We start from the raw sequence: 21,139 nt of genomic DNA, 5'->3' as shown, positions 1-21,139 counted from the left end.
CGGTGTCTTTGGTTCCCGGAGGTCTAGAAGTTCTTGCCCGTGGTCAGGTTGGTCCAGTTGCTGCGCGACTGTTCCAAGTCGGTCGAATCCAAGTTCACGTAGCCGGCCTCGACCACGTAGATCTGGCCCTCGTCGCTCAGCATGAAGTCGACAAATGCCTTGATAGCCGGGTCCGACGCCTGCGCGGCGTCAATGTAGGTGTAGAGGAAGCGGGCGATCGGGAATTCGGCCGAGGCGATGGTCTCGGGCGTCGGGGACACGCAGCCGTCGCCGTCATCGATCTCGAGCAGCTTGACCACGTCGCGGTTCTCGTCGGCGAACGCGAAGCCAACCCAACCCAGGCTGGAGTCGTTGCCGGCGATGCCGTCGATGATCACGTTGTCGTTGGCCGACGCGTTGTAGTCCGGACGCACGGCGAAGTTCTCATCGGCATGACCCTCTTCGACGCGGCTTTCCCAGACGTCTTCGAGGGCGATCTCGATGAAGCTGTCGAAGGTGCCCGACTCTTCGCCGGGGGCGAAGATCTCGAGTGCGCCGCCACTGAACGGACCGGTGCCGCCCAGCTCAGCGTTCAGGCTGTTGGCGTCGGTCCAGGAGCTGAAGCCGGTGGACTCGACGCCGACCAGGCTGTAGACGTCTGCGAAGTTCAGGCAGTCGACGGTGTCGTTGGCGGCTGCGGTGATGACCGAGATGCCGTCGATGCCGACGCGCAGCTCGATGAACCCGATGCCGGCCTCAGCAAGGCATTCGTCTTCGGAGTCCATGATCTGGCGCGAGCTGTTCCAGATCGGAACCTCGCCGGCGCAGGCGGCCTTGTGACCGTCACCTGAACCCGGGCCCGCCACCGAGAAGGCCACATTCGGGTTCTTCGCCGCGAAGGCCTCAGCGAGCAGGTTGGTGATCGGCTCGACCGTGGAGGATCCGGTGACGCTGATCGATCCGCTGCTTGACGCCGCGCCGTCTTGGCCCGACGAGTTTTCGGCTGACAGGTCGTCGTCGCTCGAGCTGCACCCGGCAGCGAACAAAGCAAATGCAATGAGCAGGGCCACGGCCAGCTTCATGCCGCGGCGCAGTGACGAGCAAGGGTCTGCCATGGCAGCGAAAGCTACGAAGACCCGGTGAAATCGACGGTGGCTGCCGGTGAACGACCGGAACGGATGCCGTGAACAACCCGTGAACGCGAGCGAGGGCTACAGATCTTCCTCGTCTTCTTCGGGCATGCCGAGGTCCCAGTGCAGCTCGTAGTTCTCGCGTTCGGCGTCGCGCACGACCCGCTCGCGGTTGCGGCGGAATTGCGGATCGTGGGGCGGGAGCAGCTGCAGGCGTGCGTTGGTGCGGCGGCGGAATTCCTCGACGGCCGCCTCTTCGCCGTAGATCCCCGCAATCTCCCAGTGCGGCGCGACAGGCCCCAGATAGATGATGCGTATGCCGACCTCGGGCGGGAGCTGTTCTGCTTCGGTGGCGATGTCGGACACAAGCTTCCTTGGGTGTGGATCGGCGCTCGACAAGGGTACCGACGTGGTTGTGGCAAACAGGTCATGAACACCACATGAAAATTCGATGAAAGTCGGCGATCTCCGGAACCAGACGCGCGTGTATGGCGTTGGTTCTCGTGATGAGGATGTATGACGATGGCCTCGCCAGCCGGGGCCTCAACAACGGAGCTTTTCTGGTCGGTTCGATCCGGGCGGCAAGGCAGAATCCCGAATCGAGCGATCTGCCGACATTGCAGGTTGCTTCTGTCCACGAGCCAAACGGCCCTGGCTCGGAGAGCCTGGCCTCCGACTGGGTCACTCGTCGCAGCTGTGCCGATACCGACCCGAACGTCTTCTTTCCCAGCGATGGGGCCGGCGTGATCGCCGCTCAGAAGGTGTGCGCAGAGTGCCCGGTGAAAGACCCGTGTCGGGAGTACGCACTCGCCAACAACATCACCCACGGAGTGTGGGGCGGGACTTCGGAGCGGCAGCGCCGCCGGATCCTGCGGGATCGTCGTCGTGCAGGCAAGTCCGCTCGCGCCGCCTGAGCGCGAGCTACGTCAAGAGTCTTTGGGCTTGGAGTCGCTCGACGAACTGCTCGACGAACTGCCGCCAGCCGCCTTTTCCTCGTCGCTCACGCCATCACGGAACTCGCGCTGAGCCTGGCCGAGCGAGCGAGCCAGCTTCGGCAGCTTGGCTCCCCCGAACAGCACCAGCACGATGATGAGCAGGATGAGCAGTTCAGGCGGTCCGAGCGCGATTGCCATCACGCTCGCAAGCGTACCAGCGCTCAGTCAAACCAATAACCGGGCTGGCAGGCCTCGACACGTCAGCCAGCTGCGGCGCGCCTCGTCAGGGCTCGTTGGCGGCGTACTCGGCGGCGCTCTCGCTCGCTCATGCCGCCCCAGATGCCGAACTTCTCGCTGTTGCGGAGTGCGTACTCGAGGCAGTCATCGCTGACAATGCAGCCGCGGCAGACGGCCTTGGCCTCGCGGGTGCTGGCCCCGCGCTCGGGAAAGAACAAATCCGGATCGACGCCGAGACAGTTGGCCTGATCCCACCAGTTCCCTTCTGGTGCTTCGAGCGCTTCTTCAGTTGCGAATGCCATCGTTCCTCCCGGCAGTCCCTCGACAGGCGTTCCCGACATCGGTTGCAGCTGCAATCTCGTCGCCGAGATTCCTGACCTGTAATTACAGCTGTGTGACTTGCCATTGAACCCCATGGGTGTGACATGCGCAAGCGGCAATTTCGCGCTAGCCCCCTCGGCGTTCGTCGGGCATGGCGGCCGATTCGGACAGATCGACGTCGCCGATCAGGACACCGACCAGCGGAACCTGCGTGGGTGAGCGGTAGCGCACGGTGACGCGCACCAGGTCGCGGGCGGTTTCTCGCTCGACGTCGAGCCGTCCCGAATCAAGCGGGGTTGCGGCGATCACCGCGCTGCGGACGGCGTTCAGCGACGGCTCTACCGCCGCAATGCGCGCGCCGACCCGGGCCGCATGTGACACCAGCACCGCGTCGCGCGCGACCAAGGCCGTCTGGACAATGCACATGAGCAGCAACACCAGGAACGGCATGAGCAGGGCCAACTCGACCGTGGCCTGCCCGTGCTGGTGGCGGCCTGGGGCGCGTGGGCTCAGGAGATGGCCTTGGTGAGGTAATTGAACACCGCGTCGAGCAGGCGGCCGATCTTGCCGGTGGTGGTGGCCCAGGCCGTGACCGCCGCCACCAGCAACGCGATGGCACCCGTGAGCAGGGCGTACTCGGCGGTGGTCTGACCGGCCTCGTCGGCTTGACCGACCGGCGTGAGCCGGTGGGTGCGACGCACCGGCGGCGGGCGGCGGGCCACAGCAGTCAGATGGGCGGTCGGATGAGAGGTCGAGAATTCCGTCATCGGAGCTCCTTTGGGTTTCTGGTTGGTTTGGGGGCGAAGCGGGTGGCGGGCATCAGGCACCGAACGCAGCGACAAGCACCGGCACGATCGCGATCAGCCCGAGCGCCGGGAGCACGCACAGCACGAGGGGGAACAGCAGCAGCACCGGCAGGCGCCGGACCCTGCGCTCGAGACGCCGGCGGACGTCGGAACGCAGCTCCCGCCCGAGGCGCTCCAACTCGGGTGCCAGCGGAATGCCAGTACGCATGGAGCCGGTGACCGCAGCGGCAAAGGCCCGCGCGCGGGGCCCACACGCGCGGCCGAACTCGTCCAGCGCTTCGTCAAGCGGCCGATGGGGCGCGGTCAGTGCGGCAAGCCAGCGGCCTGTCGGGCTCGCAGCGTCACGGTGGGCGAGCGCGAGCTGCAGCGATGCCATGATCGAGAGCCCCGACGCCAGGGCCACGTTCATCACGTCGACGATGGCTCCCAACTCCGCCGCCACGCGATCGGGGTGCGGAACGTCGCTACGGCGCGACCGCGCCAGGCCCAGCCAGCGGGCCGGGTGGCTGGCGAGGGAGTCCACCGTGATGAACGCGCCCCCGGTGTGCCGCGCCGTGGCTGCGAGCAGCATCGAGCGGCGGCGTGCCGGCTCGGGCCGGGTGATGAAGCCGCCCCAGCACACAGCCGCAGCAGCCAAACCGCCCACGACGACGGGATTGGTCAGCACGACGCTCTTGAAGATGGGGCTGTCCGCAAGCGGGCCGATGACAAATGCGGCATCGAGAACTGCCGTGCTCCATACCCCGGCCAAGTGGCCCGTCATCGCATGGCCCGTCATCGCATCGCCCGCGCGACCGTGGCGCGCATCCACGTCACGCCCGCCAGCTCTGCCAGCGCCGCCGCGCCGCTGCAGAACCAGCCCAGAGGTGTGGACGTGAGCACTCGGGCGGCAGAACCGCCTTCGGCCAGCAGTGCGAGCGCGACCGCCCACGGCAACGCCGCCACAACCCAGACCGAAGCGCGGGCCTGCGCTGCGTGGACGCGAGCCTCGGCGGCTATGTCGGCTCTCGCCCGGACCGTCGCAGCGACATGGTCGAAGAGCTGCGGCTGCGCCCCCACCCGGTCCGAGGCCAGCGTCACCGCCGTCGAGAGCAGCGCCGCCTCGGACGTCTGCTCGCGTACCGCCCATCGCTGCACGGCGCGGCTCAGCGTGACCCCACGCTCGTGCTCGGCCGAGACCTGATCCAACGGCGGCGACATCGGGCCATCCCCGGCGGCGGCGCGCAGCGCCTGCAGCAGCGTGTCTCCGCCTCCCAGCCGGCGCGACACCCCAGCGCAGTAGTCGCCCATGTGAGCCGACCGGGATGCGACCGCCGCCCGGTCGCGTCGCCGTTGCCGGCGCTTGCGGAGCCACTGGCGCAACGCCGGTGACGTGATCGCGCCCACGCATGCCAGCACCAGTACGAACAGCACGCTCAGCCGCTTTCATCACACGGCCGCAGCCACGCGCGCCGTCATGTCCAACCCAGCAGTTCGCTGCAGCGAGCCGTCGTTTCGCACCTCGTAGATGGCTATGACCGTCCGGCGCCCCTCGGGAGCGCGACTCATGTGAATGAGACCGTCGAGGACCGACGCGATGTGCGCGCCGACGTCGCCGACTGCGCCACCGGTTCGAGCAAGCTGTTCGAGCCGCCACAGCGCATGCGCGGGATCGTCGGCGTGCAGGGTTGACACCGAGCCGCGGTGGCCGGTCGTGAGGGCTTGCAGCAGCGCCGCTGCTTCGGGGCCGCGCACTTCGCCGATCACCAGACGGTCGGGTCGCATCCGCAGCGCCGCTGCCACCAACTCGGCCATCGTCACCGCTCCGACCCCGTCGACGTTCGGCGGCTGGCCTTCGAGGCGCACCGTGCTGACGCCCAGCCGGGGCAGCTCCGCTGCTTCCTCGACGACAACGAGGCGCTCCCGGTCGGCGACCGTGGCCAGCAAACTCGCCAGCAGAGAGGTCTTACCGGTGCTGGTGGGGCCGAAGACGATCAGATTGGCTCGTTCAGCCACAAGACGATGCAGATATTCGACATCAGCCGGACGTGCCAACTCGCTGAGGTGGCGGACGTCGGCGGGGAAACGGCGCAGCGTGATGTACGGGCCGTCCACCGCAACCGGCGGCACGGCGATGTGGCAGCGCGTGCGGTCGTCGAGCCGTACGTCCACCATGGGAAGGCGACGGTCGACGCGGCGCCCCGTCGGCCCCAGCAGGTACTCGACAAGGCGGTGCACCTCGGCGGCGCTGATCGAACCCAACGTCGACAGGCGGCCGCGCCGCTCGATGACGATCGGGCCGGGGCCGTTGATCATCACCTCGGTCACCTCGTCATCGCCCCAGATCTGCGCGAGCGGGCCGATGCCCGCAAGGCGGGCCAGCACTTCGGACACCAGCTCGGCAGCGTGGTTGCGGTCGAGCAGCGGTGCCGCGATGTCCACAGCGGCCGCGACGTCACGGGCCTCGGGCGCCGGCGTCGGCAGGAACCGTTCGTGGATCTCCTCCACAAAGGCTCTGCTCGACGGCGCCCTGCTTGCCGGATGTCGCCCCACAGTCCGCGCCATGCGATTCACAAGAACGCATCCAGCGATCGCGCCGACTTCGCGCAACGGTCGAGCAGCAGTCCCGCATCGGCCCAACGCGAGATCGAGCGATCGACCGCCACGACGGCATCGGCATGACGTCCCAATGCGGCCTCGATGTCGGCGAGGCCCAGCGCACGCTGCGTGTCGGTCAGCACGATCACGTCGTCAACCTCAGCCACGACATCGCGTGCACGGTGCAGCGCCTGGTAGCAGCAGGTCATCGTGAGCAGCCGCCGCACTCGCGGCCCCTCCACCCGGTCGAGCGCCGCCCGGCCGCGACCCGCGTCGATGATGTTGACCCGTGGCTTGCCAGCGAGCAGCGACCACAGGGTTCCGAGCCGAGCGTCGTCGATCTCGCCGCTGCCGCGCGGCAACAAGCTGACCCCGGGCGCGACATCGACCGCCAGCGCCGACGCCGCGCCCAATGACAGTTCTTCCGCCGCGGTCCACTCGGCGATTCCCGGCAAATCGGGCGCTGTGCCCAGCACCACACCGAAGTCGCCGGTGAGATCGACCAGCACGACATCGCGACCGGCGCGCTTGGCACTGCTCGCAGCCAGCAGGGCCGTCACGGTATTGCCGACACCGCCCTTCGCACCCACATAGGCATAGATCATTGATGCTCCTGAAAATCAGAGAAAACACATGAAATTCATAATGAGATATGACCTTGGCCGATACCCAGGGGCGCGATCAATTGATTTTCCGACGAGCACGAGTGGGCTTGGCCGCTGGCGCGGGGCGCGAAGGTGGGCAAAGATGACCGACGGAGGTGTCTGAGCGCCTGGTGGGCTCCCCCGCCTTCAAAGCGGGCGGGACGGGTGATCCCCGTCCGGCGGGTTCGATTCCCGTCCACCTCCGCCAATCGAGCCGCGCGCCGTGTTCGGAAAATGTGCGCGTAGCATTCGCTGAGCCGATGACTTCGGCCCACTCGTCACAGAGGACGATGCACCATGAAGAAGCTGTTGCTCGCCGTGATCGTCGGCGCCCTGATTGTCATCGTGGTTCGGCGCCTCAGCGAGGCCTGAGCCAACCGCCGCGCCCGTGGGGGCGCGTGCCGCAAGAACCAGACCGTCGCCGTGAGCTAGCGCTGCCGGCTTCCCGCGCCGTCAGGACCTGCTGATCGCACTTGCAGCGTCACTGGATCGAGCACGGCCAGGCTGCCCGGCTCGCCGTTCGCTGCCAGGCCCACCACCTCGGTCAGCTCCGTCCGCCCCGTGTCGAACAACGACAAGTGACCGACGTGCCAGTGGCCGTGCACGACCAGCCGGGCCCCGGTGCGCCGAGCTGCCGTGCGTACCTGGGTGCTGTTCGCCTCGCCGATCTGGGTATCGCCTCGGCGTGCGAACCCCGATCCCTCCCCGACGAGTTCGCGGGCGGGAACGTCGTGGCACACCAGCACGTCCAGCGGCTCGTCGCCCAACGCGTCGAGGTCTCGCCGGCTGATCGTCTCTCTCGGGAACCAACGCCAGCCCCGCTGGCGATAGTGCCAGCCGGGCGACCACGCACCGCCCAACGCGCCGAATCTCGTGCCGCGCCACGTCCAGCGTGAGCCTCGAGCAGCCCACCACAGCATGGGAGCAATCAGGATCGGTTCCGTCGGCCCCCACAGCCCGTCGGGATCGGGATCGAAGCCGCCTGGCGAGCGCTGGCTGCGGTGCGGCGCCGCCCGCGACGCCAAGTCCCCGAGGTGCTCATGATTCCCGTCAATGAAGACCCATGGCACGCCGCCGCCGGCCACCGCCTCGCACATCTCGGCACTGCGTTCGTCGCCTGGGCGCCACCCCAGGTCGCCGACCTGCAGCACAACCGCGCAGCCCTCGTCGAGCGCTGCGGCCGACACCCGAGCCGCGACCTCGGCATTGCTGTGGATGTCCCCGCAGAGCAGCACCTGATGCACGGGTGCCGCTGACAGGTTGTCGAATGCTGACAGGTTGTCGAATTCAGGGACTGCTTCGGCGCTTGCCATCGACAGCGGCGTCCGGTGCCGACGCTTCCGGTGCGGAAGCTGCGCTGCCTACACCGACAGCAGGTCGCGAGCGCCCGTGTCGGTGCTGGGATGGCGGAGCTTGGACATCGCCCGCGCCTCGATCTGGCGGATGCGCTCGCGGGTGAGCTGGAAATGCTCGCCCACCTCCTCGAGCGTGCGGGGCTCGCCCCGGTCGAGGCCGTAGCGCAGCTTGAGGATCTCGCGTTCGCGCTCGTCCAGCGGCGACAGCAGTCGCACGATCTCGCTGGGCAGCAGCGTGGTGGCCGCCACCTCGAACGGCGACTCGGCCGCGCGGTCCTCGACGACATCGCCCAGCTCGGCGTCGCTGTCTTCGCGCAGCGGCTCCGACAGCGACAGCGGCTCGGCAGCGAACCGCAGCGCCTCAGTCACCTTCTGCTCGGGCATGTCGACTTCGATCGCCAACTCGCCGAGCGTGGCGGGACGGCCGTACTTCAGCTCGAGCCGGGAACGGGCCTTCTGCAGGCGCGCCAGCGTGTCGCCCGCGTGCACCGGCAGCCGGATGGTGCGACCGGTGTTGGCAATGCCACGGGTGATCGCCTGGCGGATCCACCACGTCGCATAGGTCGAGAACTTGAAGCCCTTGCGCCAGTCGAACTTCTCGACCGCGTGCATGAGGCCCAAGTTGCCTTCCTGAATGAGATCGAGCAGCGGCAGCCCCGATGCCTGGTACTTCTTCGCGATCGACACCACCAGCCGCAGATTCGACTGGACGAACGTGCGCTCGGCGCGGGCGCCTTGCTGCTGGGAGCGGATCAGGCGGCGGCGCTGGGCGCTCGACAGCTTCGAATTCGCCAAGGCGCTGTCGGACTCGAGGGACTCCTTGGCGGCGATGCCCTTTTCGATCTGCTGGGCGAGCCGGACCTCGTCGTCCTTGTTCAGCAGGGGGTACTGGCCTATATCGGTCAGGTACAGGCGGACGAGATCTTCCTCGTCACGTTCGACCCTCTCTTTGGCCACTACACCACCTCGCTGGTCGTCCCCCGCTGCTACCAAGCCGGTAGCCGCCACAGCGTCCCCCGGTGACGGCGCAGCGTACCCACGTCCATCGCCGATACCTCCGCGCGACACGTCGCGCTCGAGTGGTGGGGTTGGGGGGTGAGCGTAGGGTTTGGCTTATGGCTCGGGTGCGTTTGGGGTTGGCGCAGTTGAACCTTCGGCTAGGGGACCTTGACGGGAACGCGGAGATGGTTCTGGCGGCCTACGACGAGGCTGTGGAGCTGGGCGCGCAGGTGGTGGTGTTCAGCGAGCTGACGGTGACTGGCTACCCGCCAGAAGACCTGTTGCTCAAGCCGGCATTCGTGGAGGGCGCTGCACGGGCGCTGGAGCGGATCGCTGAGGGCACGGGGAAGGTGCCCGCGGTAGTGGGCTTCCCTGAGGACAGCGGGCAGGCCGGCCCGGTGCGGTTGTGGAACTCCGCTGCGATGTGCTGGGACGGCGAGGTGCGCGGCGTGTTTCGCAAGCATCTGCTGCCCAACTACTCAGTGTTTGACGAGCAGCGCTACTTCGTGTCCGGCACCGAGGCGGGACCATTGCTGGAGATCGGCGATGTCCGTGTCGGTGTCTCGGTGTGCGAAGACCTGTGGGGGCCGCCGCGGACTGCTGACGCCGCCACCGACGACGGTGGGCTGCCCTCGATCATCGGGGGCGAGGCCGACACCAGTCCGGCGCTCGCGCAAGTTGCCATGGGCGCGCAGCTGTTGGTGAACCTGAACGGGTCGCCGTACCGGCGCGGCAAGCAAGCCGACCGGGAGGCGGTCGCTCGGACCCGTGCTTCGGCGCTTGGCGTTCCGGTCGTCTACGTCAACCAGGTGGGCGGGCAGGACGAGCTGGTCTTCGACGGCAGCTCGTTCGTGACCGACGCGGACGGCAGCGTCGTGTGCCGGCTTCCCGCCTTCGCCGAAAAGGTTGCCGTGTGCGATCTGGACATCGGAGATGCCCAGCGTTCCCCATCGCCCGGCGATGACGGGGCGCAGAGCGTGCTGGCGCCAACGCTGGACCCGCTGGAAGAGGTGTGGCTGGCGCTGGTGGTTGCGACGCGCGATTACGTCCGCAAGAACGGCTTCACCGACGTTGCCGTCGGACTGTCCGGCGGCATCGACTCGAGCGCTGTGGCTGCCATCGCCACCGACGCACTGGGCCCCGAACACGTCCACGGCGTCTCCATGCCGTCGCGCTATTCGAGCGACGGATCTCGCACGGACGCCGCCCAGCTCGCCGCCAACCTGGGCATCGACTTCAGAACCGTGCCAATCGAGCCCGCGCACGCAGCCCTGGCCGGGATGCTCGAGGGCGCCAACCCCGGCGACGACAGTTCAGCCGCCGACCGAGCTGCCGACGTCGGCTCAACCGCCGACCGAGCTGCCGACGTCGGCTCAACCGCCGACCGAGCTGCTGACGTCGGCTCAACCGCCGACCGAGCTGCCGCAGATCTCACCGATCAGAACCTTCAGAGCCGCATCCGCGGCGTGCTGCTGATGGCGCTGTCAAACCGGTTCGGCTGGCTGGTGCTGACAACCGGCAACAAGACCGAGACGTCGGTCGGCTACACGACGCTGTACGGGGACACCGCCGGCGCGTACGCCGTCATCTCCGACGTGCCCAAGCTGGTGGTGTACGAGCTGTGCGAATGGCGCAACCGACAGGGCGACGGCGAGCGCATCCCGCAGGCCTGCCTGACCAAGCCGCCGTCAGCGGAGCTGCGGCCCGACCAGCGCGACGACCAGAGCCTGCCGCCCTACGAGCTGCTGGACCCGCTGGTAGAGGCCTACGTGGAAGGCGACCTCAGCGCCGCCGAGTTGATCGACGTTGCCGAAGAGCTCAGCGCCGACGCCGAGCTCGTGCACCGCGTGACACGGCTCGTCGACATCGCCGAGTACAAGCGCCGTCAGTCGCCGCCTGGTCCTCGTATCACAGCGAAGAGCTTCGGCAAGGATCGGCGCATGCCGATCACGAACTTCTACCGCTAGGGCGTCAGATCAGGCGAGAACTTCGCCGATGGTCTGGCTCAGCAGCGCAGTCACCACGTAGGGATCGGCGTTGGCGTTCGGCCGGCGATCCTCGATGTAGCCCTTGCCTTCCTGATGGACCTGCCAGGGGATGCGCACCGAGGCGCCACGGTCGGACACGCCGTAGCTGAACGTGTCGTAGCGCTCGGTCTCGTGCTCGCCGGTCAGGCGCAGCTCGATGCCGTGGCCGTAGCCGACGATGTGCTCCTCGGGCTTGCCAGGGGCGCCCAGCGACTCGGCCGCCTTCACCACTGCCTCGTAGTTCTCGCGCATGGCCTTGGTGGACACGTTGGTGTGCATGCCGGCGCCGTTCCAGTCGCCCTGCATGGGCTTGGCAGCAAGGCTGATCTCGATCTGGTGCTCCTCACCGGCGCGGTACAGCAGGTAGCGAGCCAGCCAGATCTCATCGCCCACGGTGAGGGCGTCGACCGGGCCGATCTGGAACTCCCACTGCCCGGGCATGACCTCGGCGTTGGTGCCCGAGATGGCCAGGCCCGCGTCGATGCACCAGGTGGTGTGCTGCTCGACCACATCGCGGCCGTGGATGCGCAGCGCACCGACACCGCAGTAGTAGGGCCCTTGGGGACCGGGGAAGCCGTTCGGCGGAAAGCCAGAGGGCCACTTCGTGACCGGGTCGAGCATGGTGTATTCCTGCTCGAGTCCGAACCAGAAGTCTTGATCGCCGTACTTGTCGAGAATTGCCCGCAGCTTGGCCCGCATGTTGGTGGGGTGCGGCTCCAACGTCTCGGGCAGGAGGGTCTCGCACATCACCATGATGTCGTTGCCGCCGCGCAGCGGATCGGGGCAGGTGTAGACGGGCTGCAGCACGACGTCGGAGTCGCTGCCTTCAGCCTGGTTCGTACTGGAACCGTCAAATCCCCAGATGCCCGGCTCTTCGCCGTCGGCAAGGACCTTCGTCTTGGAACGCACTTCGACCGTGGGCTCGGTGCCGTCGGTCCAGATGTACTCAGCCCGGTAGGTCACAGCATGCTCCTTCGCTGAATGTGATGTGAACTGAATCGGATGTGAACTGAATCGGATGTGAATCAGGGGTGGATCGGGTGAGGCCGGTGAGCCTGGGAGCCCGCGCATAGCTGGCTCGGTCGGCGGCTGACACCAATATCCGTGCGCACGATACAAACGAGCCAGGGTTTCCGGGCCATTGCTCAATTGTGAACAACGCGTGAAGCTGGCTCTGGTGCCTGGTTTTGGCCTCATATCACCGCCGACAATGGGGGCTCAGCCACTGGGACCCTGCCGGTCCTCCACCGAGGACTCTGCGACCCACTGAGCCGAGCCGGAAGGGGAAGGCCGCCATGGAACGACCGCAGGACTACGTGCTGCGCCGCGTCACCGAACGGGGCGTGCGACTGATCCGTCTGTGGTTCACCGACGTGGCCGGGCAGCTCAAGTCATTCGCCATCTCGCCGGCAGAGCTGGAAACGGCCTTCGAGCAGGGCATGGTGTTCGACGGGTCATCCATCGAAGGCTTCAGCAGGATCGCTGAGGCCGACATGGTGGCCCAGCCCGATCCGGAGACGTTCGAGCTCATGCCGTCGCGGACCAGCGATGATGTCTCGGCCCGCATGTTCTGCGATATCACCGCTGCCGACGGCACGCCGTTCAGCGGCGACCCGCGCGGCGTGCTGCGACGGGTCATGGACCGGGCGCGCGCCGCCGGTTACACATTCTATGTCGCACCCGAAATGGAGTACTTCCTGTTCGAGCCCGAACGGGCCGACGGGCGCCCCGTGCCGCTGGACGGGGGCAGCTACTTCGACCTGACCACCGCCGACATCGCGTCGGACATCAGGCATCGCACGCTGAGTGCGCTCGAGGCGATGGGCATACCCGTCGAGTACTCGTTCCACGAGGACGCGCCGTCCCAGCACGAGATCGACCTGCGCTACGCCGATGCGCTCACCATGTCCGACAGCGTGATGACATTCCGGCTGCTGGTGCGCGAGATCGCTTTCGAGCACGGCGTGCATGCCACGTTCATGCCCAAGCCGCTGGCTGGGGTGCAGGGCTCGGGGATGCACACCCACCTGTCGCTGTTCTCCGAGGGGCGCAACGCCTTCAGCGACCCCAGCAGTGCGGACGGGCTGTCCGACGTGGCGCGGGGCTTTGTGGCGGGGTTGCTGGCCCACGCACGCGAGATCACCGCCGTCACGAACCAGCTCGTCAACAGCTACAAGCGGCTGATTGCGGGGTACGAGGCGCCGGTGGGGATCTCGTGGGCCCGCAGCAACCGGGCGGCGCTCATCCGGGTGCCGCCGACACGCAACGAGGCGGAGGAGGCGACGCGGGTCGAGTACCGGGCGCCGGACCCCGCGTGCAACCCGTACCTGGCGTTCGCCGTCATCTTGGCCGCGGGGCTGAAGGGCATACAAGAGGGGTACGAGCTGCCGCCCGAGACACCCCCGTCGATCACCGGCTACAGCGACCACGGCGGACCGGCCTACGGGCACAACCTGCCGGCCTCGCTGGACGAGGCGCTCGACGAGATGGAAGGCAGCACGCTCGTGGCCGAGACGCTGGGCCAGCACCTGTTCCGCTGGTTCTTGCGCAACAAACGGCGAGAATGGTCGGCGTACCAGACCCAGGTGACCCAATTCGAATTGGACAACTACTTTGCCGCTGTGTGAACTGTTGAGTGACCATGTACGCCGTCCACCCCGCCTCCGTGAGCGCCGAGCTAGCGCAGTTCCTGGATCTGGGCGGCTACGCCTGGAAGCCGGTGGCCAGTGCGGCCGACGTGACGGCGGCCGCGCCGTCGGAAGGTTGGACCGGAGCGATCATCCGGCTCGACAGCGGAACCGTGGACGGCGGGGGTGGCACCGATGCTGCCTGGGCGGTGGCGCGGGCGCTGCGTGAGAACGCGTCGGCCACGCTGGGAGTGCTGATGCTGGTGCGCGGAAACGCGCTTGACGAATTGACAATGCGCGACGAGCTGTTCGACGACTTCTGCCTGGACCCGTTCCACCCGCGCGAGCTGGAGGCCCGCCTGGCGCACTTGGCAGCCGCATCGAGTGGCCCCTCGACCGAGATCATCACCTACGAGTCGCTGCGCATCAATCTCGACACCTACGAAGCGGTGGTGGACGAGCGTCCGCTCGACCTCACCTACATGGAGTACGAGTTGCTGCGCTTCCTGGCTTCTCAGCCGGGGCGGGTGTTCACGCGTGAAGCGCTGCTGAACCAAGTGTGGGGATACGAGTACTACGGCGGTGCCCGCACGGTGGATGTTCATGTGCGGCGGCTGCGAGCCAAGCTGGGCGAGGAGAATGCCAACCTGATCCAGACCGTGCGATCGGTCGGCTACCGGCTCGGTACTTACCGCTGGCGCTAGCTGGCTAGAAGTTTGTTTCGACGAGGGAACTGCCTTCGTGGCGGGCTTCAGCATCGTCTCCGAGGAGCTTGCCCAACAGGGCAGCTACGGCGGCCAGTGAGATCGTGATGATGAACGGGCTCAGCAGGAGCACGATCACGATGAGGATGCCGCCGAACATGGGCCGCAGCGTAGTAGGCGGGCGGGCCGGGTCAGGGGGCTATTCGGGCAGGTGCGCGATGGCTTCGATCTCGACTTCGGCACCGAGCGGCAGGGCTGCCACGCCGATGGCGCTGCGGGCCGGGCGATGCTCGCCGAAAGCCTCGGCGTAGATCGAGTTGACCAGCGAGAAGTTGCCGATGTCGGTCATGAAAACCAGGCATTTGACGACATCGTTGAGCGTGCCTCCGGCCTCGGCGAGGGCCTCTTCGACGTTTGCAAGAACGGCGCGGGCCTGGGCCTCGACGCCATCGACGAGCGCGCCGTCCTGCAGGCCGATCTGGCCTGAGACGAACACGAAGTCGCCGGCTCGGTACCACTTCGAATAGTGAGCGATAGGTGCAGCCATCGGTATGCCTTCGTTCCCTGGTGATCAGTTCAAGAGATGCTGCCGGCGTTGGACGTGATGTGATCCAGCGTGATGAAGACGGCCAGGCGACGCTGGCGGGCCATCACCCGGTCGTACTCGTCCCAGTCCTCGTGGTTGCCGCCGGCCGAGCGGAACACCTCCCGCAGCAATTCGGGGATGTCGGCGTCGGTGACGCCGTCGGCGGGATCGTCGAGGCCGATCAGCTGCGCTTTGCCGTGGACAGCCACCCAATCCCAGCGGTGGCGGAACGCGACCGCTGCCCGGGGGTCTTCGCGCAGCAATCGAGCCTTGCGAGCCTTGCCCGCCACCACGCAGGCGACGCTGGTCTCACCGGTCACGGGGTCGTCCATGACCCCGGCGTTGATAATCGACACGTGCGGGTTCCCGCTCGCGTCGAGACAGACGAAGCTGCAGAGTCCGTCCTCGGCCGCGCTGAGGCGGCGGAGCTTGTCAATTGCTGATTCAGCCATCGCCGGGTGACGCTAGCGCGGCGCTGTCGCGTCCGGTGGGGAGGTGGGGCGGGACGCCCCGGCTGAGCCAGGTGGCTGCTGCTACTGCTGCGAATATTGCTTCGCCCGCTGGGACGGGGGGCTGGTTGGAGGGTTTGATCGTGACTTCGATGTTGGGGGTGTCGGCGGAGCGGGCTATTTCGAAGCTGCGGATGGTGAGGTCTTGGACTTCGCCTTTGGCGTCTACTGACAGGGACTCGGAGGTGACCCAGCTCCAGGCCATGTGGGTGGCGCCGATTGCGTAGCTGCGCAGGGTCACGTTGTCGAGGGGGTCTCCAGCTTCGATGTGCACTTCGATTCCGGTTGGACCGACCGTTGCCTGGGCTGTGGCTCCTGCGGGAGACGTGATCTTGATCGTGGCGGTGCCGCTCGTGTGGAGTGGTTCGCCGGATTGCAGCCGCTCTAGCGCTGTGGCCAGCATGTTTGCTTCGGCCCAGACTGCGGCGCGTAGTGCGAGCGAGGTTGGGGGGCCCGGCACTTCTACTTCTTCGATAGTTGCTGATGGCAGGACGGCTCGGAGGATGTCGGCGGCGCCGGGTGTTCTTGCTATTCGGATGATTCCGGTTCCGTCGGCTCTGAGGCCTGCAGCTAGCGGGGGGCGCTTGGGGCCTCGGCGTACTGCATCTTCTCGTGACCACAGCGCGCAGACTGGCTGGCCGAGTTGGGCTGCGAGCTGCCGTGCCTCGTCTTGGACCGGCGACGATGTCTTGCCTCCGAATGCACCGCCGTTTGCCAGCGGATCGGATGCTTCGCCGCCGGGCACGCACCATGCAGCGTCGGTTTCGAGGTAGCCGGGCTCGGTCCAGCAGGTTGCCAGGCGGACGTCCCATGCTTGGCCAGCCGGCGGGTCGGGGATCTCGATGGGCGGGGCAGGTTCAAGCGTGCTGCGGCGACCCTGCACTTTGGCGGCCTGGCGACGCGCCTCGGTCAGGGTCTCTGCCGCAAACCAGTTGCCGTCTGGTCTGGCAACCGCAGTGAGCGTGCCTGGGGGTGCTCCGTCGGCGCCGAAGTCGAGCCCGCCCAGCACACTGACCGGCACCGATCGCTGCGGGCCACCGGTCTCGATGCTGGCGCGACGGGCGGCGGCCTCTGGGTCACGTGCGGGGACCTCGGCGGGTGGGGACGCGGCATGGTTGGCGGCTTCGCGGATGGTCTGCCAGCCCGTGCATCGACACAGGTGCGCCGCCAGCGCTTTGTCGACCGTCGTGCGGTCCGACAGATCGGCGCCGCGCCGTTCGTGGCCCACGAAGCGACACACAATGCCTGGTGTGCAGAAGCCGCATTGGGTGGCGCCGCATGCAAGAAATGCCTCCGACCAGCGTTGTCGCTCTGCGGGGCTCAGTCCCGCGGCCGTGGTGATCTGCCGACCGGCCACCCGGCGCACCGGCGTGACGCAGGCCATGCGGGGCGCGTCGTCGACCAGCACCGTGCAGCAGCCGCACTGACCCTGAGGACTGCAACCGTCGAGGACCGCCTCAATGCCGAGACGGTCGCGCAGCACGCCGAGCAGCGTGTCGCCGTCGTCGGGAACTTCGACGGAGCGGCCGTCGACGACGAACTGGATCGTGTCGCTGACGCGCGCCTGGCCTGGAATCGCTCCAGGTTCGGGCTCAGTACGGCTCAGCTGAACGAGCTGCCGCAGCCGCAGGTGCGCTGCGCATTGGGATTGTCGATGGCGAAACCCGATCCCATCAGGCCGTCGGTGAAGTCGAGCGTGGCGCCTTCGAGCAGCTGCGCGCTCATCGGATCGGACACCACCTTGATGTCGCCGTACGACTTCGACATGTCGTCGGAGGCCGTCTCGGAATCGAAGAACATCTCGTAGCTGAAGCCCGAGCAGCCGCCCGGCCGCACCGCGACACGCAGCGCCAGCATCGGCTCGCCTCCCGACTCAGACAGCTCCTGAGTGATGAGTTCGTGGACCTTCTCAGCGGCGGTATCGGTCAGCGTGATCACAACAGCGACTCCCGGATCATCCCGGATCGGGCAAACCTTCTCAGGCCGATGCTAGTGCCATCGGGCCGAAGTGCACAGGTGTGGCTTGAAACTGCGTGCAGCAGGCCGAAGGAGCCATGCCCGCCGCAGCAGGCACCGGCCTGTGGGGCCACCCGCAGCGGCGTTACCCTGCCTCAGCGTGAGCACGTCCACCGATGCTCCCGCGAATGACGAGGCGATGATCGCCATCCTTCGCGGTGTCATGGACCCCGAACTGGGCGACAACATCGTCGACCTGGGCATGGTGCGCAACGCCTATCGCGAGGGCAGCACCGGGCATGTCACCGTGGCACTGACCACCGCCGGCTGCCCGTTGCGCGCAACGATCAAGCGGGACTGCGAGACGCGGGTCGCTGGACTGCCCGGCATCACCAACGTACGGCTGCACTGGGACGAGCTGAACGCCGCAGAGAAGGCGCGGGTGATGAAGCGTGCCCGGCGCACCGCCCGCGACAACGCCACACCGAGCCAGGTGCCCGCCAGCGCCCGGGTGCTGGCGGTGGCGTCGGGCAAGGGTGGCGTGGGCAAGTCGTCGGTAACGGTGAACCTGGCGACGGCGTTGGCTTCACGCGGCTTCGTCGTCGGGGTGATGGACGCCGACATCTGGGGCTTCAGCGTTCCCCGGATGCTGGGCATGGAGGGCCGCCTCGGCGCCCGCCCGCCCGCTGAGGGCGAAGAGCGGGGCAAGATTCTGCCCGAAGAACGGCCTGCCGGTGCCGGTCTGCTGAAGGTCGTCTCGACCGGGCTATTGGTGGAGACCGAGGAGACCGCCCTAATGTGGCGGGGTCTCATGCTCGCCAAGGCCGTCGAGCAGTTCTTGCACGACGTGGACTGGGGCGAGGTGGACTACCTGCTCATCGACATGCCGCCCGGCACCGGCGATGTTCAGATGGCGCTGGCCCGCCTGCTGCCTCAGGCCGAGATGCTGGTGGTGACCACCCCCGCGCTCAGCGCGCAGAAGGTGGCGGTGCGTGTGGCCGACATGGCTCGTCGCAGCCACATGCCGATCGTCGGCGTGGTGGAGAACATGAGTGCGTTCGTCGCACCTGACGGGCAGCGTTGGTCGTTCTTCGGCGAAGGCGGCGGCGAGCGCCTGGCCGCTGATCTTGGCGTGCCGTTGCTGGGTTCGATACCGCTGGAGCCCGCCGTGTCCGCTGGCGGTGATGCTGGTGAGCCTGTGACTGGCAATGGTGCTGGTGGGCCTGCCGCCGATGTGTTTGAGCGGATCACTGAGCGGTTGGTCAGCGAGGTTTGCCCGCCCGTGGACATGGGTACCTGCACTGCTCGTCTGGAAGGCCCGATCTCCGTCACGCTCAGCTCCCGCCGCAGCTAGGGCATGGGCAGACCCCACCCCTGGGAACTCATCGTCTAGCTGAGGGTTTTCTTCTTCCAGCGGGCCTGTTTGAGGCTGTTGTCGCCGGTGCAGATCACCTTGGGCGCTGTGGTGGTGCCATAGGTCCAGCAGGTGTGCCAGTAGCCCGCTGACACGGAGCGGGCGTTGTCGGGCTGTGCCCGGCGGGGCGCGTTGTACCGATCGCGCTGAGGATGATGATGGGCTTTGCCGGAGTCGTTGAACCATGCCCGGTTGCCCCAGCACACCAGCATCCCGTCATCGACCACCGCACAGGTATGCCATACCCCCGCATCCATCGACACATAGGACAGCATCGTGTCGCTGTGAGCACGATCCGCCGGCGCCTGCCCGTAGTCGTTGTTGCCCCAGCACTTCACCGCACCGTTGTCCAACAACCCGCACGAGTGAAACCCGCCCGCAGACACCAACTCGAAATGACGGCCGGTGCCCGCCGAAGGCACCGACGCGTCGCTGTCCGACAACGCGTAACCGCCCGAACAGCTCACCTCGGTATCCGAACCGCTGCCCCCCAAAGCGCACGAGTGATATCCACCAGCAGACACATGAGCCACACCCGGCGCCGGAACACCCGACACCACCACATCGCCGACGCGGTAGGTGTAGATCTTGGTGTCGGTCTCATCGACGACGAACATGGTGACCCCGTTGGACCAGATCCCTCTGGCGTTGTCGTTGTCTTCGTGGAGCTCGAACTCGAGCGCGGTGACGCGTTCGCCGCCGTCGAGGCTGACCGCCCTGGCGGTGGAGTCGCCGACCTCGACGCCCCACATCGTCTCCCCGTCGGTGAAGACCCCGTTCTCTGAGAATTCCCCGAAGCCCAGCCCGCGGTCGAGGTCGAGGGTGCCGTACTCGTTCACGTTGAGCGTGGCGGGGTCGTCGAACAGCCGGAACGCATGCACCGAGTCGCCCTCTCCCAGGCCGCTGCCGCTGCCCGAGACCCACAGATAGTTCCCGTCAGTCGCCAAGCCCCGGACCGACGTCACCCCGTCCGACCACAAACTCCGCGGAGCCGCATTATCCGAATGCAGCGACACATCGGAATAGCGGGTGCGGTCGAGATCGTCGACTGTCTGTGTGGAGTTCAGCAGCGGCGGGGGATCGATGGTGACGATGCTGCGGGCAGCGACCGGATCGTCGCCGGTGTGCTTGTCGGGGCTGTCGATCACCGTGACGGCCTGACGGGGGATCACATCGTCGGTGTTGCCGCCGTCATTGTTGTCGTCGTTGCTGTTGTCAGGTCCGGGTGGCGGGGGGGGGGGGGTTGATCGCTTTGACGCGGTACACGTAACGCGTGTCGGCAGTGACGTCGGTATCGGCGAAGGTCGTGTCCGCAGTGCCGGTGTTGTGTTCGATGACATCGAAGCGGCCTATCTCGTACACGTCGCGCAGGCGGCGCAACACCTGGTAGCCGCTGATCGACGCATCGCCGGGGTCGTCCCACCCGATCGTGACCTAATTGTGGGCAGCGGACACCACCCGAAGCCCGGTGGGCTTGCTTGGAACAGCCGGCGAGTCGGCCGCAGCGGGCACCGCCAAGGTGGTCGCCGCAAACACCAACACGACAACCGCGAGCGCGTTGCGCCGCAGCGGGCGTTTGTCGGGTTCTCGAGCAGCCACTGTCATCCCCTCTGACACCACCTGAGGTGACTCGCAGATCAACATGAACTGCGTTCATGTCATGAGGCCCCGCAGAGTACTCCCCCAACGGCCAAGAGGCCGTCGGCTGGGCGTACGGGTGAGTCGCTCGCACACACCAGTGGCTGCTTGGCTCTCACCTGAGCCCAGCCAGCCACCAGAACGCCGACACGCACCGATAATCGCTGGTCTCCGCCGCAACCCGGTGCCTACGGTCGCGCCGTGCCGGGAGCGGCCCGGCATGAACCAGTTCGACTGGCAACGATCGGAGGTCATGGTGTCTGAGCAGAATCGGTCCCGGCTCTACGCTTGGTTCTGTGAGCAAACCGACGAGCCGCTCGCGGAGTATCTGATGTCGTGCCTGGCGCCCGCGCCGCTCAGCGACCTCGCCACCAAGGCCGACTTGGAGCGCTACGCGACCAAGGACGACCAGGCGGCCGGGCTCGAAAGGCTCGGCGACCGGATCGACCAGAAAATCGATCGTCTCGACCAGAAATTCACTGCACTGCGCGAGCAAGACCGCGCCGAAGCCACTGCACTGCGCGAGCAAGACCGCGCCGAAGTCACTGCACTGCGCGAACAGGACTGCGCCGAGCGCATCAGTGATCTGCGCTCGCTCAAGGCCCACCACTACACAGTGATCGGCTTCATCGTGGCGCTGTTCGTGGCCAACCTGACCATCCTGTAGACCGCCCGCGGTGCATCGGGGCAGGGGC

The 21,139-nt window shown here is 67.1% G+C and carries 27 protein-coding genes and 1 tRNA gene; 7 read left to right on the top strand and 21 right to left on the bottom strand.

Annotated elements, in window-relative coordinates; all coding sequences use genetic code 11:
• Positions 1-23 precede the first annotated feature (23 nt).
• Together ACOCMM_RS01835 and ACOCMM_RS01830 are read right to left on the bottom strand one after the other, a co-directional pair.
• A complete protein-coding gene (locus tag ACOCMM_RS01835) occupies positions 24-1,094 on the bottom strand; it encodes a substrate-binding domain-containing protein (RefSeq protein WP_419551501.1) in 1,071 nt (356 codons plus the stop codon).
• A 96-nt stretch (positions 1,095-1,190) separates the two neighbouring features.
• On the bottom strand, positions 1,191-1,475 hold the full coding sequence (locus ACOCMM_RS01830; protein WP_419551500.1) for a hypothetical protein: 285 nt from the start codon (positions 1,473-1,475) through the stop codon (positions 1,191-1,193).
• A gap of 140 nt (positions 1,476-1,615) precedes the next feature.
• Between ACOCMM_RS01830 and ACOCMM_RS01825 the strand changes: the two genes are divergently transcribed.
• The gene (locus ACOCMM_RS01825; RefSeq protein WP_419551499.1) at positions 1,616-2,023 is read left to right on the top strand and encodes a WhiB family transcriptional regulator; all 408 of its coding nucleotides are present in this window, start codon (positions 1,616-1,618) and stop codon (positions 2,021-2,023) included.
• A gap of 12 nt (positions 2,024-2,035) precedes the next feature.
• On the opposite strand, the gene ACOCMM_RS01820 is transcribed toward ACOCMM_RS01825, so the two are convergent.
• From ACOCMM_RS01820 to ACOCMM_RS01785, 8 genes are all read right to left on the bottom strand, one after another.
• Positions 2,036-2,242 (bottom strand): Sec-independent protein translocase subunit TatA/TatB, encoded by a 207-nt coding sequence (locus ACOCMM_RS01820; RefSeq protein WP_419554799.1) that lies wholly within the window; start codon positions 2,240-2,242, stop codon positions 2,036-2,038.
• Positions 2,243-2,304: 62 nt separating this feature from the next.
• Positions 2,305-2,583, bottom strand: a complete 279-nt coding sequence (locus tag ACOCMM_RS01815) for a WhiB family transcriptional regulator (protein ID WP_419551498.1) — start codon at positions 2,581-2,583, stop codon at positions 2,305-2,307.
• Positions 2,584-2,728: 145 nt separating this feature from the next.
• Entirely contained in the window at positions 2,729-3,115 is a 387-nt protein-coding gene (locus tag ACOCMM_RS01810; protein WP_419554798.1) for a TadE family type IV pilus minor pilin, read from the bottom strand.
• Positions 3,112-3,369, bottom strand: a complete 258-nt coding sequence (locus tag ACOCMM_RS01805; protein ID WP_419551497.1) for a hypothetical protein — start codon at positions 3,367-3,369, stop codon at positions 3,112-3,114. Before ACOCMM_RS01805 ends, ACOCMM_RS01810 begins: the two co-directional genes overlap by 4 nt.
• A gap of 52 nt (positions 3,370-3,421) precedes the next feature.
• Positions 3,422-4,186, bottom strand: coding sequence for a type II secretion system F family protein (locus ACOCMM_RS01800; protein WP_419551496.1), 765 nt, complete (start codon positions 4,184-4,186; stop codon positions 3,422-3,424).
• A complete protein-coding gene (locus ACOCMM_RS01795; protein WP_419551495.1) occupies positions 4,183-4,821 on the bottom strand; it encodes a type II secretion system F family protein in 639 nt (212 codons plus the stop codon). Before ACOCMM_RS01795 ends, ACOCMM_RS01800 begins: the two co-directional genes overlap by 4 nt.
• A 15-nt stretch (positions 4,822-4,836) precedes the next feature.
• Complete coding sequence (locus tag ACOCMM_RS01790; RefSeq protein WP_419551494.1) at positions 4,837-5,952, bottom strand: CpaF family protein; 1,116 nt, start codon at positions 5,950-5,952, stop codon at positions 4,837-4,839.
• A 5-nt stretch (positions 5,953-5,957) separates the two neighbouring features.
• Complete coding sequence (locus ACOCMM_RS01785; RefSeq protein ID WP_419551493.1) at positions 5,958-6,590, bottom strand: hypothetical protein; 633 nt, start codon at positions 6,588-6,590, stop codon at positions 5,958-5,960.
• 151 nt (positions 6,591-6,741) lie between these two features.
• Here ACOCMM_RS01785 and ACOCMM_RS01780 point away from each other — a divergent pair.
• A tRNA-Sec gene (locus tag ACOCMM_RS01780) sits at positions 6,742-6,837 on the top strand.
• A 220-nt stretch (positions 6,838-7,057) separates the two neighbouring features.
• Here the strand turns inward: ACOCMM_RS01780 and ACOCMM_RS01775 are convergent.
• Positions 7,058-7,942 (bottom strand): metallophosphoesterase family protein, encoded by an 885-nt coding sequence (locus ACOCMM_RS01775; RefSeq protein ID WP_419551492.1) that lies wholly within the window; start codon positions 7,940-7,942, stop codon positions 7,058-7,060.
• Positions 7,943-7,990: 48 nt separating this feature from the next.
• Positions 7,991-8,941, bottom strand: coding sequence for a sigma-70 family RNA polymerase sigma factor (locus tag ACOCMM_RS01770; RefSeq protein WP_419551491.1), 951 nt, complete (start codon positions 8,939-8,941; stop codon positions 7,991-7,993).
• Positions 8,942-9,099: 158 nt separating this feature from the next.
• On the opposite strand from ACOCMM_RS01770, the gene nadE reads away from it, so the two are divergent.
• Positions 9,100-10,950 carry an NAD(+) synthase gene (nadE, locus tag ACOCMM_RS01765; protein WP_419551490.1) on the top strand — a complete coding sequence of 617 codons (1,851 nt, stop codon included), beginning with the start codon at positions 9,100-9,102 and terminating at the stop codon, positions 10,948-10,950.
• A gap of 9 nt (positions 10,951-10,959) precedes the next feature.
• Here the strand turns inward: nadE and glnII are convergent, their stop codons facing one another.
• A complete protein-coding gene (gene glnII, locus ACOCMM_RS01760; protein WP_419551489.1) occupies positions 10,960-11,973 on the bottom strand; it encodes a glutamine synthetase GlnII in 1,014 nt (337 codons plus the stop codon).
• Positions 11,974-12,305: 332 nt separating this feature from the next.
• Here glnII and ACOCMM_RS01755 point away from each other — a divergent pair, with 332 nt between their 5' ends.
• The gene (locus ACOCMM_RS01755; protein WP_419551488.1) at positions 12,306-13,637 is read left to right on the top strand and encodes a glutamine synthetase family protein; all 1,332 of its coding nucleotides are present in this window, start codon (positions 12,306-12,308) and stop codon (positions 13,635-13,637) included.
• Between the two features lie 38 nt (positions 13,638-13,675).
• Positions 13,676-14,341 (top strand): winged helix-turn-helix domain-containing protein, encoded by a 666-nt coding sequence (locus tag ACOCMM_RS01750; protein WP_419551487.1) that lies wholly within the window; start codon positions 13,676-13,678, stop codon positions 14,339-14,341.
• A 4-nt stretch (positions 14,342-14,345) separates the two neighbouring features.
• Here the strand turns inward: ACOCMM_RS01750 and ACOCMM_RS01745 are convergent, their stop codons facing one another.
• From ACOCMM_RS01745 to erpA, 5 genes are all read right to left on the bottom strand, one after another.
• On the bottom strand, positions 14,346-14,501 hold the full coding sequence (locus tag ACOCMM_RS01745; protein ID WP_419551486.1) for a hypothetical protein: 156 nt from the start codon (positions 14,499-14,501) through the stop codon (positions 14,346-14,348).
• A gap of 39 nt (positions 14,502-14,540) precedes the next feature.
• Positions 14,541-14,888 (bottom strand): RidA family protein, encoded by a 348-nt coding sequence (locus ACOCMM_RS01740; RefSeq protein ID WP_419551485.1) that lies wholly within the window; start codon positions 14,886-14,888, stop codon positions 14,541-14,543.
• 29 nt (positions 14,889-14,917) lie between these two features.
• Positions 14,918-15,379, bottom strand: a complete 462-nt coding sequence (locus tag ACOCMM_RS01735) for a pyridoxamine 5'-phosphate oxidase family protein (RefSeq protein ID WP_419551484.1) — start codon at positions 15,377-15,379, stop codon at positions 14,918-14,920.
• Positions 15,372-16,919, bottom strand: coding sequence for a 2Fe-2S iron-sulfur cluster-binding protein (locus ACOCMM_RS01730; RefSeq protein ID WP_419551483.1), 1,548 nt, complete (start codon positions 16,917-16,919; stop codon positions 15,372-15,374). Before ACOCMM_RS01730 ends, ACOCMM_RS01735 begins: the two co-directional genes overlap by 8 nt.
• A gap of 119 nt (positions 16,920-17,038) precedes the next feature.
• Positions 17,039-17,374 (bottom strand): iron-sulfur cluster insertion protein ErpA, encoded by a 336-nt coding sequence (erpA, locus tag ACOCMM_RS01725; RefSeq protein WP_419551482.1) that lies wholly within the window; start codon positions 17,372-17,374, stop codon positions 17,039-17,041.
• 178 nt (positions 17,375-17,552) lie between these two features.
• On the opposite strand from erpA, the gene ACOCMM_RS01720 reads away from it, so the two are divergent.
• A complete protein-coding gene (locus tag ACOCMM_RS01720) occupies positions 17,553-18,746 on the top strand; it encodes an Mrp/NBP35 family ATP-binding protein (RefSeq protein ID WP_419551481.1) in 1,194 nt (397 codons plus the stop codon).
• 35 nt (positions 18,747-18,781) lie between these two features.
• On the opposite strand, the gene ACOCMM_RS01715 is transcribed toward ACOCMM_RS01720, so the two are convergent.
• The 3 genes from ACOCMM_RS01715 to ACOCMM_RS01705 are packed head-to-tail and all read right to left on the bottom strand — an operon-like array spanning position 18,782 to position 20,405.
• Positions 18,782-19,978 (bottom strand): RCC1 domain-containing protein, encoded by a 1,197-nt coding sequence (locus ACOCMM_RS01715; protein ID WP_419551480.1) that lies wholly within the window; start codon positions 19,976-19,978, stop codon positions 18,782-18,784.
• 43 nt (positions 19,979-20,021) lie between these two features.
• Positions 20,022-20,189 (bottom strand): hypothetical protein, encoded by a 168-nt coding sequence (locus tag ACOCMM_RS01710; RefSeq protein ID WP_419551479.1) that lies wholly within the window; start codon positions 20,187-20,189, stop codon positions 20,022-20,024.
• A gap of 51 nt (positions 20,190-20,240) precedes the next feature.
• On the bottom strand, positions 20,241-20,405 hold the full coding sequence (locus tag ACOCMM_RS01705) for a hypothetical protein (RefSeq protein ID WP_419551478.1): 165 nt from the start codon (positions 20,403-20,405) through the stop codon (positions 20,241-20,243).
• Between the two features lie 259 nt (positions 20,406-20,664).
• Between ACOCMM_RS01705 and ACOCMM_RS01700 the strand changes: the two genes are divergently transcribed.
• On the top strand, positions 20,665-21,111 hold the full coding sequence (locus ACOCMM_RS01700; RefSeq protein ID WP_419551477.1) for a hypothetical protein: 447 nt from the start codon (positions 20,665-20,667) through the stop codon (positions 21,109-21,111).
• Positions 21,112-21,139: the final 28 nt, after the last annotated feature.

The organism is Candidatus Poriferisodalis sp. (assembly GCF_965198245.1).
GTDB lineage: Bacteria > Actinomycetota > Acidimicrobiia > Acidimicrobiales > Poriferisodalaceae > Poriferisodalis.
Note: the sequence above shows the minus strand (reverse complement) of the source record. Positions and strands in the feature narration are given on the sequence as shown.